Annotated in this window: 10 protein-coding genes and 1 tRNA gene; 6 read left to right on the top strand and 5 right to left on the bottom strand. The window is 62.1% G+C overall.

Translation table 11 applies throughout. The features are described 5' to 3' along the window. Positions 1 to 46: 46 nt before the first annotated feature. Positions 47 to 1084 carry a polysaccharide deacetylase family protein gene (locus MRBLMA1_RS02830; RefSeq protein ID WP_363734898.1) on the top strand — a complete coding sequence of 346 codons (1038 nt, stop codon included), beginning with the start codon at positions 47 to 49 and terminating at the stop codon, positions 1082 to 1084. 25 nt (positions 1085 to 1109) lie between these two features. Continuing rightward, positions 1110 to 1185: transfer RNA gene (locus MRBLMA1_RS02825), tRNA-Ile, on the top strand. A gap of 438 nt (positions 1186 to 1623) precedes the next feature. Here MRBLMA1_RS02825 and MRBLMA1_RS02820 read toward each other — a convergent pair. Further along, complete coding sequence (locus MRBLMA1_RS02820; RefSeq protein ID WP_363734896.1) at positions 1624 to 2073, bottom strand: host attachment family protein; 450 nt, start codon at positions 2071 to 2073, stop codon at positions 1624 to 1626. Between the two features lie 207 nt (positions 2074 to 2280). On the opposite strand from MRBLMA1_RS02820, the gene MRBLMA1_RS02815 reads away from it, so the two are divergent. Both MRBLMA1_RS02815 and MRBLMA1_RS02810 read left to right on the top strand, forming a co-directional pair. Next, positions 2281 to 2793: an NUDIX domain-containing protein gene (locus MRBLMA1_RS02815; protein WP_363735384.1), complete on the top strand. Its 513-nt coding sequence runs from the start codon at positions 2281 to 2283 to the stop codon at positions 2791 to 2793. 1 nt (position 2794) lies between these two features. Further along, positions 2795 to 3238 (top strand): potassium channel family protein, encoded by a 444-nt coding sequence (locus MRBLMA1_RS02810; RefSeq protein ID WP_363734894.1) that lies wholly within the window; start codon positions 2795 to 2797, stop codon positions 3236 to 3238. A 94-nt stretch (positions 3239 to 3332) separates the two neighbouring features. On the opposite strand, the gene MRBLMA1_RS02805 is transcribed toward MRBLMA1_RS02810, so the two are convergent. The 4 genes from MRBLMA1_RS02805 to nhaA all read right to left on the bottom strand — a co-directional run bounded on the left by MRBLMA1_RS02805 (position 3333) and on the right by nhaA (position 9351). Next, complete coding sequence (locus tag MRBLMA1_RS02805; protein WP_363734892.1) at positions 3333 to 4580, bottom strand: MgtC/SapB family protein; 1248 nt, start codon at positions 4578 to 4580, stop codon at positions 3333 to 3335. 45 nt (positions 4581 to 4625) lie between these two features. Then, positions 4626 to 6380: a chloride channel protein gene (locus MRBLMA1_RS02800; protein ID WP_363734890.1), complete on the bottom strand. Its 1755-nt coding sequence runs from the start codon at positions 6378 to 6380 to the stop codon at positions 4626 to 4628. A 477-nt stretch (positions 6381 to 6857) separates the two neighbouring features. After that, entirely contained in the window at positions 6858 to 8156 is a 1299-nt protein-coding gene (locus MRBLMA1_RS02795) for a chloride channel protein (protein ID WP_363734889.1), read from the bottom strand. Then, the gene (nhaA, locus tag MRBLMA1_RS02790) at positions 8149 to 9351 is read right to left on the bottom strand and encodes a Na+/H+ antiporter NhaA (RefSeq protein ID WP_414714614.1); all 1203 of its coding nucleotides are present in this window, start codon (positions 9349 to 9351) and stop codon (positions 8149 to 8151) included. Before nhaA ends, MRBLMA1_RS02795 begins: the two co-directional genes overlap by 8 nt. Before the next feature lie 150 nt (positions 9352 to 9501). On the opposite strand from nhaA, the gene MRBLMA1_RS02785 reads away from it, so the two are divergent. Together MRBLMA1_RS02785 and MRBLMA1_RS02780 are read left to right on the top strand one after the other, a co-directional pair. Next, positions 9502 to 11064, top strand: a complete 1563-nt coding sequence (locus tag MRBLMA1_RS02785) for a DUF389 domain-containing protein (RefSeq protein ID WP_363734887.1) — start codon at positions 9502 to 9504, stop codon at positions 11062 to 11064. A gap of 569 nt (positions 11065 to 11633) precedes the next feature. After that, complete coding sequence (locus tag MRBLMA1_RS02780) at positions 11634 to 12914, top strand: CmpA/NrtA family ABC transporter substrate-binding protein (RefSeq protein ID WP_363734885.1); 1281 nt, start codon at positions 11634 to 11636, stop codon at positions 12912 to 12914. Positions 12915 to 12917: the final 3 nt, after the last annotated feature.

The raw sequence follows: 12917 nt of genomic DNA, 5'->3' as shown, positions 1-12917 counted from the left end.
CATGAGGGAAACCCTATCGCAACCAAATCCGGGTAGCGGTGGTGGCATGACCTTGCTTTCCCATGACGGCAATCTGCTCCACGCGCCTGCGCCGGAAGACAGGATTACGCTCGATCCGGCTTTCGGCACGCGCTTCATGCTGTTCGTCGACACGGAGGAGGAGTTTGACTGGAACGCGCCCTTCCGCCGGACGGGGCATGGCGTGACGGCGTTGGAAGGGATGGAGCGCGGGCAGGCCTATTTTGCGGCGGCCGGGATCAAACCGATTTACGTGACCGACTATCCGGTGGTCGACAGCGATGCGGCGGCGGCAATGATGGGACGCTGGCTGGCCGATGGCGCGGCCGATGTGGGCGCGCATCTTCATCCCTGGGTCAATCCACCGCACATCGAGGAGGTGACGGCGGCCAACAGTTATGTCGGCTTTCTGCCCGAGGCGGTGGAAAGGGCGAAGCTGGAAGCCTTGTGCTTGCGGCTCGCGGAGCGTTTCGGCGCAAGGCCGATCGTCTATCGAGCCGGCCGCTATGGCGTTGGCCTCCATAGCGCCCGCCTGCTGGAGCAGGCCGGGTTCCGGATCGACAGTTCGGTGCGCAGCCGGTTCGACTATAGCGGCCAATATGGGCCGGATTTCCAGGGGTTACCACAATATCCCTATTGGGCCGGGCCGGGCCGGAGCCTGGTCGAATTGCCGCTGTCCACCGCCTTTGCCGGCTTGCTGAGGCGCGGAGGCGAGCGGCTGTACCGACTGGCGCAAGGAGCCGGTCCGCTGTCCGGCGCCCTGGCGCGAACGGGAATGTTGAGCCGCATTCCGCTGACGCCTGAAGGCATCAGCGCGCAGGAGGCGATCGCCGCGATCGATGCCCTGATTGAAGAAGGTTCGCCAGTGCTGAATTTCAGTTTTCATTCCCCGACGCTGGAACCGGGGCACACGCCCTATGTCCGGAACGAGGGGGACAGGACGGCCTTTTATCGCTGGTGGGACGCGGTGCTGGATCACTTGGACCGTCGGAATGTTCGCCCCGCGACGCTGGATGCGTTTCTGAAGGCTGTTCCGGAGCGAGGACGGGCTTGCCAAGTCGCCTGATGCTGCCTATCCGGGCAACAAGGTGGGGCCTGTAGCTCAATGGTTAGAGCTGGCCGCTCATAACGGCTAGGTTGCGGGTTCGAGTCCTGCCGGGCCCACCAACGACCATGGTCTTGCCTTGGCGAAGGCCTTGCGCGTCGATGTTACTATCATCACCGTTACGGAACGCTTCCAGGTTTATTCCGGTGCCGTGGGGTATGACCTGGCCTGGAGCGGGGGCCGTGTTGGATGAATATGCTCAAGGGCAGAAGAAGGCGGCAGATAGCATCCTTTCTGCCGGGCGGCATGAGCCGCCCGGTGCATATGCTCCGTGCTGCCCGCGAAAGACGGCATGGCCCTGTGATTGCCGGTGCGAACGACGAATGCTTTCGGCGGAGCGTACAGGTGGTTCCAATCAATCCGGGCGGCAACGGCTCATGGACCGCGTGAAGCGTAGCGTCTTCAGTGATATAAATTCACCGTGATGCAGCGGACTTCTCGCCTAGCTGCCCCGAATCGAAGGGGCAGGGGCGTTCCCATGGATGGGACATGGGGCGCGGTTACTGTGACGGCGTCCAGGCACCAACCAGTTCGGCAATGTGGGAGGTTGGATGCCCGGCCAGATTCTTGTCGATTTCGGCTACGAGCTTGTCCTGTGTCGCACGGTCATAATGGTGGCGCAGGGTGGACAGGGTGGAGGGAGGCGCTACGACAATGATGTCCCCATCTTCCTTGACTGCCAATTCGGCGAGAGCGCCGGCGGCTTCCACCGCGAACCGATCTTCCTTCTGCTGGTGTAAATCCGCTTCCTCATAGGTACTGCGCTCCGGGCCCGCACTCGAATAACTAACACCTGGCGCATCAGTGCGCTGCTCGCGATTGGCCGGATTATCGATCGTGCGATGCACCAGAACCTTCAGTTCTGGGCAGACGGCGCTCCCTTCGTTCTTCAGCAACAGCATCTTCGCGCCGTCGACGATCAACAGGATTGTGCCGGAAGCTATTTTCATGGCTTTGTCTTTCCTGGCTTGGATTGCCGGTGGCTGGCCGCATATCCGATCGTGAATCGGCGGCCGACGCCACACCTTTCGCACAGCATCGCGCAAATGACCTGGGCCGCGATATTGGGGCTTTTCCGTATGGCTTCCAGGCACGCCGCGGCCATGATGACGTGAAGCGGAGCGACTCCCTGCAACAGGACATTGAAAGCAGCGAATATGATGGTAGCGCAAGAAAGTGCAGGGCTGCTTCCGTATCGATGGCACGGTGGGGCCCTCCAGGTTTTTCTCGTTCATCCAGGAGGGCCTTACTGGCAGCGAAAGGATGAGGGGGCATGGCAGATCGCCAAGGGCGGCGCCTTGCCGGGGGAGGCCCTTCACAACGCCGCACTGCGGGAGTTCGAGGAGGAAGTCGGTGCGCGGCCTGCCGGCAATCCGTGGCCACTCGCACGCCTGCGTCAGGCTGGCGGGAAATGGGTGGAGGCTTACGCCGTCGAGGGTGACCTTGATCCCGCCGATCTTGCCAGCAATGCGTTCGAAGTCGAATGGCCGCCCCGAAGTGGCATCATAGGTTCCTTTCCCGAGATCGATCACGCCGCTTGGTTTTCGCTAGCCGAGGCGCGCGTCAAAATACTCAGGAGCCAGGCGCCGTTTCTGACGGCTCTCGAACAAGCCCTCTCCCGAAGCGAGGATGCTGGCTCCTCGCGGACTATCCGAGAGGGATCGAAGTAGGATGAGTTTGACGACGCAATTGGCGATCGCGACTGCCATGGTGGCGACGACCGTGCTGATTCATTTGGTGGGACTGGCGGGATTGCTGGCGATCCTGCGGCGCCACCGTCACGCATCGCAGTTGCTCATCGCTTCTTTTGTGAATGGAATAGCGATCCTGCTCGCTGCATTTGGGCTTTTCGCGTTACATGCCGTGGAAATCTGGCTCTGGGCGGCTCTTTACCTGCTATTGGATGCATTTCCCAATCTGGAGCATTCGCTGTATTTTTCCACCTCGACCTATGTGACCATCGGCTATGGCGATGTTGTTTTGCCGGTCGGTAGCCGAATTCTGAGCGTGATAGAGGGTGCGAACGGCATTATTCTGATCGGCTGGTCCACCGCTTTCTTCTTTTCCATTGTGGATCGGCTGAAGCTTCTTGAACGGTATCTGGAGAAGGGCTGAGGGGAGGCATTGAAGGCCGCGGGTTGACGCAACTGTGTGGCGACGGCGTTCCATGCATGGCCGTTCCTTCCTGTAATAGGCGTGGCGTGGACGGTCAGCCGATGACAATCCAGACTGCAAGGCTCGCTGCCGCCGCTGCAAGAGCGGCGAATAGTGGTATCGCGGCCCTCATGCCGCCGTGCCCCCAACCGATGACCACCGTCATGACGCCTTTCGCCAGAGTGTTGGCTAGAACCGCGCCTCCCAGTACGAATCCGGCGGTTTGATCGTCGATAGCATGCGGGGGGAGCCCGGCCATGGTCATCACGGCTGCATCGACGTCCGACACGCCGGTAAGGGTGAGAACGAATGCCATGCCCTCTTGGCCGAAATGTTCCAAGGCCCAACGCGCGGCAAGCGACAATCCCGCGACAAGGGCGGCCAGCATGAGCGCGGGGGTGAAGCCCAGGGGATTGGCGACGGCGACGCCGTTGCCACCCTTGCCCTGGGCACGCCAGGCAGTCAGGGCGAAGGCGACGGCTACAAGCGTCGCCGGCGCCATGGTCAGTGCCAGAGACGGTAAGGCGCGGGGAACGAGAACGAGTGCCACCAACTGCACCCTGACGAACATCACGATGGATGCCACCGCAATTCCGGCCGTCAATAATCCTCGGCCATCGGGTTCGTCGCGCAGCCGCCTGGCATAGTCTGCGGTGACGGCGGTGGAGGACACAATGGCCCCGGTGAGCGCCACCAGCAACACGCCGCGGTCGCGGCCAAAGCGCCTCGAGATGGCATAGCCGGCGAAGGACAGCCCCATTACGAAGACGACGACCATCCAGATTTTCCTGGGGTTCCAGGCGTCGTAAGGACCGTAAGAGGCATCCGGCAGCAACGGCAGAATGATGAGGGATACCAGCAGGAAGCGGGACACGCCCTCGATCTCGCTCTCATCCATTCCCCGGAGCAGAGTGTGCATCGATTGCCGTGCGCTCAGCATCGCAAAGATCGCCGCACCTATGGCCAAGCCCAGGGCGGGCGAGAGGCGCGTCGCGCAAAAGCCCGCTCCAAAGGTCAGCAGGCCCGCCAGCGTAGTCGTGGCAGACAAATGATCCTGATCGGCGCTTCGGTTGTAGCCGACCGTCAGCACAGCCGAGACTCCCAGGGCAAGGGCAGCGGCGACCAAGTCGGGGGAAAGGCCACCGAGCCCACCAAGCAAACCGATCAGCCCGAAGGTACGAAAGCCCGCGACCCTGCGCCCCTTGCCGAAATCTCGCTGCGTCCAGCCGCGCTCCATCCCTACAAGCAGGCCGACTGCAATCGATGCGATCAGGGAGAGATAGGGGTGAGCGATATTGAACATGAGTTCGGCTAGCCTAAGCGCTGTGCCAAGAGCGTGCTTGCAACATCAAATCTCTCCAAACAGAGCCCGTTGCGATGTCTCGATTTCCTCGAAATATCGCCGTCTTGCATGCTTTTCGGTCAATAAGCCCAAGACCTTGCCGGACGCATCGACCACCGCCAGTTCGTCAGCCACCCATTGGTCGAACAGGTGCAAAATCTTCTGTATGTCGGTATCCGGACTGAGCGTGGCCTCGCGCAGCACTGCAAGCTCGGTTATTCGCGTATCTTCCTCAAGCTCTGGCGCATAGGCTGAGGGCGTCGGTACGATTCCACAATATTGGCCGTCCTGGTTCACAATCACGGCCTTGCTCGCGGAGCCGAGCGGCACTCTGCTCCGAAACTGGGCCACGGTGCAATTCTCGTCCACCGAAATCCAGTCGCGACGCATCATGCGCGCGGCCGTCAGGTTTCGCACCCAGCCGATATCGCGCGGACTGCGAATGCTTGAACCGCGCAGGTGAAGTCTCCAGGTCGAGAAGGAATAGCCGAAAAACTCCCGGGTCATCGCGCTCGACAGCAAGGAAGCGGTCAGCACGACAGCCATCAGACCGAAATCATGGGTCGTCTCGAGCATCAGCAAGGCCAGGGTCATTGGGCCGCCGACGATCGACACGCTCAGCCCCGCCATGCCTACCAAGGCTGCATCTCGGGGATTGAGCGAGAACCCAATTGCCGACGCATTGACCGCGCCAGCGAAAATCTGCCCTACAAGGGCGCCCAGGAAAAGCGATGCGAAGAACAGGCCGCCCCGGAAGCCGAAGCTTAAGGAAATCACCGATGCGGCGATCTTGAGTGCCAATATGAGCAGCAGCAGTCCGAGTGCAGGTTGCAGGATGAGGTCCAGATGCAGCGCTCCATGCCCTGCTGACAGCGTTTGCGGCGAGCCCAGAGCGAGAGGTATCAGGAGCAGACCGCCGATCAAAGGTCTCCACCGCCCCAGCCTCCGCCAACCCTGCGCCCGCGCCTCTGCGAAGGTGACGAGCCGCATGATCATGATCCCCAACAAGGCGCATAATATGCCCAGCAGGGCGAACAACATATAATCCGCTGTGGAGATCACCCTGTCGGCAGTTGTTGCGATCAGCCAAGGCTCCACCCCCATCGCCCGTGACACGGAAACGCCCGCCAGAGCGGCCGCGATTACAGGCGCGATCGCCGAGGGCGTATAATGGCCGATGACGATCTCGAAGGCATAGAAGGCACCGGTCAGCGGAGCGCCGAACGCAGCCCCGATAGCCGCCCCTGCGCCCGCGCCCACCAAAGTGCGCAGATCATTGCGCCTCAGTTTTAGCCATTGACCCAGTAATGATGCGACGCCGCCGCCCAACTGGGCAAAGGCTGCCTCCAGCCCCACCGACGCGCCCATGCCGTTGGAAATGATCGTCTGGGTGGCGATCACAAGATTGTCGGTCGCCGGAATGCGTCCCCCATGAAGGGCATTCGCCTCGACCACGTCGATCGGCTCCCTTTTACGTCCCCTCAACAGCAGGGCGAAAGCCATCAACATCAGCCCGCCCAATGGCAGCGCCAGCAAGCGCCAGGGGTGGTGGATCGTTTCCAGCGCGCTCAGTCGATTCACCGTCACGCCATAAAATATGCGCTGTAAACCATGGGCCAGCCATTGCTGCACATTGGTCATCAGTCCCGCCGCGGTGCCCGCGACGACGGCCAACAGGATGAAGGCCGCCTCGCTTTCGCGCAGGCGTCGCCGTTGCCTGATGGTGAACGACCTGAAGAGTGCTTGCCAGTTTCGCCGCATTGTCACCATAGGTTCCGTGGTCGGTCCAATCCGGGCCGACGAGGGCATTGCGCCCATGCCTCGCTCAGCGCAAGCTTGGAAAAAGCAGATGTCAGCAGAACAATTGACGGACCGGGGGTGAGGCAAGATTGCCCTGTAGCTCTTGTCCTGCGCGGCAAAGCGGATCGATCATCTTCGGCCAACCTAGCCAACCGCATATTGCATTCGGAGGGTGGTTGGAGCATTGGGATGCCTTCGGGAAATTGAATATGGTCCGCCTTATGCTTCGGCTAACGTGGGAATCTTTTTTCCCCCGGCTTCTCATCATTCTGCTGCTGGTTCTGGGAAGCCTTGCTTTTCGGCTGTGGCTCGGTCAGTGGGATCCGCCCAACCGGTTCACCTTTTCCAGCTTTTACATGGCGGTTGTGCTTTCCAGCTATTTTTTGGGCGTTGCTGAAGCCATCCTCACTTGCCTTCTGTCGGCGAGGGCATCAGCCCTCAGCGGGTGCCTCCACCGCCAGACTCAATGAAACGCAGCGACATCTGGTGGTAAAGCCGCTTGCGGCAGACAAAGGGAGCCACAAAATCGGCTACCAGCGCGGAGGCCAGGAGCGGCATCATGAGGCCCCGGCTTGCGGTTGTTTCCGAAATGATGATGACAGCCGTAAGGGGCGCCCGCACCACACCCGTGAAATAGGCCACCATCCCAAGCAGGACGATCGCTCCGGGTGGATAGGTCGGAAAAATGCTTCGAAGCACATCTCCGACGCCCGCACCGACCGAGAGCGAGGGGGCGAAGATACCGCCGGGAAGGCCCGATACCGCCGTCGCAAGTGTCGTCAGGAGCTTGGCCGCGCCGAACCAGATCGGGACGTCCGAACCGGTGATGATCGCGTGCGCCGTGGAATAACCAGTGCCCCAGGTGAGACCCGTCAGGACGCCGGTGACAGCGACGATGCAGCCGCAGCATCCGGCGAATATGATGGGTCGCCGGCTCATCCATGCCAGCGGCCGCCAGGACGTGTTTCCGACCGCCAGCATGGCGCGGGAAAAAAACGAACCGAGCAGGCCGCCGAGCACACCGGCAATAGGTGCGGCCACCAATGCTTCACGAACGCTCAGCGTCTGCTGCATGGCACCGAAGTAGACATAATCCCCCGCAAGGCCCAGGCTGACCATGCCGGCGATCAGCACTGCCGCCATCACCAGGAGGGTCATCCTCTGCTCATAGGCTGCGGCCAGTTCCTCGATGGCGAAGGCGACGCCCGCCAAAGGCGTGTTGAACGCCGCAGCGACGCCCGCCGCGCCGCCGGCGATATAGACCGAAGCCCGTACCGGGATCGCCAGGAAACGGTGCGCATATCCCATGATGGAAGCTGCGATCTGCACCGTCGGCCCCTCTCGGCCTACCGACGCGCCCAGCAGCAAAGTGCAGATCGTGAGAATGAATTTGGCGATCGCGGTTCGCGCGGAAACCAGCCGATCCATGCCCCGCTCCGGATTGCGGGTCGCTGCGATCGTCTGGGGTATGCCGGAACCGGTGGCGGCCGGTGCGAACCGCCTCGTCGCCCAGACCAGCCCGGCAAAGCCCGCCGGCGTGATCAGCAGCGGCGCCCACCACCAGCGCGCCACGACGGACAGGAAGACATGATTGGCCTCGTCGGCCAGACGCGCGAATGTCAGCGCGACAAGGCCGATCAATATTGCCCCGCCCAAGAAGGCTGCTCGCCTGCGCCAGACGGTCGGCCGCAGGCCGTAGAGGCGCAGGCGGGCGCGCAGGCGCAAGGAATTACGCATCGGCCATGCTGCCTTCTTTGCGCGGCGATCCGGGCGCGAGCCGCAGGAGCAGAAAACCGGCGACCGCAGAAAGTACCGATCCGCCCAGAACCCCAATCTTGACCTCGTCGGACAGAAGCGGATCGCTGAATGCAAGGCCGCCGATGAAGAGGCTCATCGTGAAGCCGATGCCGCAGATGAGGGCGAGGCCATAGACCTGCAGCCAGGTAGCGCCTGCCGGCCGGTCTGCTATTCCCAGGGCTACCGCCCCCCGGATGCTGGCGAATATTCCGATCTGCTTACCCAGAAACAGTCCGGCACCGATGCCGAGTGGCAGTGGCCCCATGATCTGCTCCATGCCGACGCCGGCCAGCGATACGCCGGCATTGGCGAAGCCGAACAGGGGCACGATCGCAAATGCGACCCAGGGGTGCAGCCGGTGCTCAAGGCGATGAAGCGGCGATTCTGCGTCGTCCGGAGCCCCTGGCGACGTGCGGATGGGAATGGCCAGCGCCGCCAGAACCCCGGCTATCGTCGCATGGACCCCCGACAAGAATACCGCCAGCCACAAGGCCACGGCCAGCACCATATAGGGCCAGAGCTTCTTCACGCCCGACCGGTTGAGGATCAGCATCGCACAGAAAAGAAGCGCGCCGACCAGCAACGCCAACCCGCTGATCCCCTTGGTGTAGGCAAGCGCGATAATCAGAACCGCGCCCATGTCGTCGACGATGGCAACGGTGGTCAGCAGCAGCTTGAGCGACGTTGGCGCGCGCTTGCCAAGCAGGGCGAGCACACCAATGGCAAAGGCGATGTCGGTCGCGGCCGGGATCGCCCATCCGTTGGCGAGCCCCGGCGTACGACCGGCAATCAGCAAATAGGTTATGGCAGGGATCGCCATTCCTGCCGCCGCCGCGATTACGGGCAGCCAGCGGTCGCTCCAGTTCGACAGGCTTCCATCTATGAACTCCCGCTTGATCTCCAGGCCGACGAGCAGGAAGAACAGCGCCATCAATGCGTCATTGATCCAATGGAGCAACGACAGCGGGCCCAGATGGACGTGCAGACTTTCGAAATAGACCTCTGCCCATCTGCTGTTGGCAAGGATCATCGCGAGCAGCGCCGCGAGGATCAGAAGGATACCCCCGGCCGCCTCGGTCCTGAGAAATTCGCGCAGCGCCGAGCGGGGGCGGTCGAAGGCATCAAGCATCAGCATGGTGAAACCCGATAACGGCCCTTGCCATGAAATGTCCAAGAAAACCGGGCCATACAGTGAGAAAAATAGCAACTCTGGGTCTGAAGCTGGTTTTGAATGCGGCGGACGTTATAGTTGCTCCATGCCGGAAACGGCGCGTAAGGGGACTTCATGACAGCGCAATTGCAAGGCCTTGCACAATTTGCCGATGAGCGGCTGGAACGGGTCGCTCTTTATCGTTGGTGGCGTCGTGCGGTCGTAGGGCGGGTCGAGCATGAGCGGGTGCTGGAACGGATTTTCGGCGATAGCGCGTGGTCGCCCCGCTATGCCTTCATGACAATGATGTCGGCCGGGATTGCGGTTCTCGGATTGCTTCTGTCGTCGCCGGCGGTTGTCATAGGCGCCATGCTGATCTCGCCGCTGATGAGCCCCATATTGGGGCTGGGTTTCAGCCTTGCACTGTTCGACTTTGGGGAGATGCGCCGCTCGCTCATCGCGCTCGCCGTAGGAAGCATCGCGGCTGTGCTCTTCACGGCGCTGATCGTCGCGCTTTCGCCGCTTCAGGCGCCGACCGCCGAAATCATCGCGCGCACCCGTCCCAATCTTTTCGATCTTGCCGTCGCCCTTTTTGCAGCGCTCGCGGGCACCTTCGCGATCATCCGCGGTCGCGGGGACACGATTGTCGGGGTTGCCATTGCAACCGCCCTGATGCCGCCCCTGGCCGTGGTCGGCTATGGCCTTGCTACCTGGAATATGCCGGTTCTGGGCGGCGCCGTCGCGCTGTTCGTCACCAACTTCGTCACGATCGCTCTGTCGGCCACCGTGATGGCCCGCTATTATGGCTTTGGTCACCATCTATCCAGTCAGCAGAGCTGGACGCAGACCATCATATTGCTGTTCGTCTTTGCGGCCATGGCGATCCCCTTGGGCATTTCCCTGAAACGGATCGCGACCGAAGCCGTGACGACCAATCAGGCGCGCTCCTATCTTTCGGATCGCTTCGGTTCGAACGCGCGCATCACACAGCTTGATCTGGACTTTGATGCCCATCCGCTCCTGGTGCGAGCCGTGGTGATCACGCCGCGCAATCAGGCGAAGGCCAATGACATCCTGCAATCCGAGCTGGAGCAGCGCCTGGGAAGACCGGTCCGCCTGCGGCTGGATCGGGTCTTGCTGGAACCTGGCGCGGGCGCCGTCGATGCCCAGCGCGAAGAATTGCGCCAGGCCAGCGAGGCGGCGGCTCTGGAAACCACACGCGTCAATATGGTCATCCAGTCGCTCGCCCTGTCCGCGGGCGTCTCGACCGATCAGGTCACCGTGGATCGCGATCACCACCGGGCCAGCGTAGCGGCGGCTCCGCTCCCTGGTGCGACGCTTGCGACCTATCGAGCGCTGGAGGCGCGTGCTTCGGCGCAGGTCGAAGGTTGGGAGCTGGCGATCATCCCGCCGCAGGCTGACCTGCCGATCATAAGCTTTGCGGATAATAGCGACACGCTCGACAGCGTGGCCCGACAGGCGGTGCTGACGTCGGCATGGGCCGCGCGGCGGTGGAATATGCAGGCGCTCTCCGTTCCGGCGCTGCCTGAAACGGATACCGACAAACCCAATCTTTCGGAACGGCGCGCGCTGGCAATCGGTGGGTTACTGCGGGAAAATGGCGTCAAGGCCGTATCTCGCGCGCCCGCAGGACAGGCATTCCGTCTGCTCCCCTCGCGGACAGAGGACCTTCCTTGACACCCAGGCGGGTCTTCGCCCCGCCGTCACGGTGACAGTCAGTGCGGTGCCGCTCCCATTTCCACGCCCATCTGGGCGACGCGGTGCTCGGACGAGCGTCTTCGCAGGACGCGATCAAGATCGCAAAGGATGTCGCGCTGGTGTTTTCTCCGCGATGCCTGTCGAAGCCGCGACCGGACTAATCTTGCCGCGTTGACGGGACATGGTGCCCGATGCAGAAGGCTGCGAAGAAGTTGCAATTTGTGCAATGCAAAATTTTGCTTGCGACTCAGGCGAATCAGTGACAGCTTCATAACGGTCGAGGCAGGGGCGCTTCGGCATTCAGGCTGAGCCCACCGATGACGGCTGGGATTCTGCCCGGTTTCTGAAAAACCGACATGGCAATGATGCCGCCTGGACAGGGTCAGATGACCTTCGTTCCGGCGGCTTTTTTATTGGTTTTTCACCGGCGGCATAGGTGCTGCGGGGCGGCTTTCGACATCGATTTTCGTGCGCTGGATCTTTTCCGGCGATGACCAGTCGCGTGCCGCCTCCAGCGATCACGATCAACAAGGAAAGGACATTGGGGAATGGCAGAGGGGGATAATCAGGATGGCGTCAGTCGCCGTGGGCTGCTGAAGACCAGCGGAACGGCGGCGGTGCTTGCTGCTGTGCAGCAGGCCTTTCCATCAGGGGCTTTCGCCGCAGGTGCGGGACCGGAAGTCACCGGCGCCAAGCTGGGCTTCATCGCGCTGACCGATGCTGCGCCGCTGATCATCGCCAAGGAGCTGGGCTTCTTCGCCAAATATGGCATGCCTGACGTGCAGGTGGCGAAGCAGGCGAGTTGGGGCGCGACGCGTGACAATCTGGTTCTGGGTTCCGCCGCCGGCGGCATCGACGGGGCGCATATCCTGACGCCCATGCCCTATCTGTTGACGCTGGGCGCAATCGGCAAGGCGACGCCGATGAGCATCCTCGCCCGCCTCAACGTCAACGGCCAGGCGATTTCCGTTTCCAAGGAATATCTGGGCGCCAAGGCGGACCAGAACGCCGGCAAGATGAAGGGCGTGATCGCGCAGCGCAAGGCGGCGGGAAAGAAGATCACCATGGCCATGACCTTCCCAGGCGGCACTCATGACCTGTGGCTGCGCTATTGGCTGGCGGCCGGAGGGATCGATCCTGACAAGGATGTCGAGCTGATCACCGTGCCGCCGCCGCAGATGGTCGCTAACATGAAGGCGGACACGATGGACGCCTTCTGCGTGGGTGAGCCGTGGAACGACCAGCTCGTCGCGCAGCAACTGGGCTACACGGCGGTTTCGACCGGGCAGATGTGGATGAACCACCCGGAAAAGAGCTTCGCCATGCGGTCCGACTGGGTCGCGAAATATCCCAGGGCCGCCGTCGCGATCACGGCGGCGATCATCGAGGCGCAACGTTGGGCGGACAATCCCGGCAACATCACGCGCCTTGCCGGAACGATTGCCGGGCGCGATTATCTGAAGTGCCCGATCACCGACATTGCCGACCGCCTGCAGGGCAATTTCAACATGGGGGATGGACGCAAATTCCCGAACGCGGCCTTCAAGATGAAGTTCTTCGCGGGCTATGCCTCCTTCCCGTACAAGAGCCACGATCTGTGGTTCCTCACCGAAAACCAGCGCTGGGGGAAGTTGCCCGTGTCCCTCGACACCAAGGGGGTGATCGGAAAGGTCAACCGATCCGACATCTGGCGGAAGGCAGCGGCCATGCTGGGCGGCAAGGGCCCGGCCAGCGACAGCCGGGGCGTCGAGAAGTTCTTCGACGGCAAGACCTTCGACCCCGCCAACCCCAAGGCCTACCTCGCCAGCCTGGCGATCAAGCGCGCCTGATGA

The sequence above is a fragment of the Sphingobium sp. LMA1-1-1.1 genome (assembly GCF_040676365.1).
Lineage (GTDB): Bacteria > Pseudomonadota > Alphaproteobacteria > Sphingomonadales > Sphingomonadaceae > Sphingobium.
Note: the sequence above shows the minus strand (reverse complement) of the source record. Positions and strands in the feature narration are given on the sequence as shown.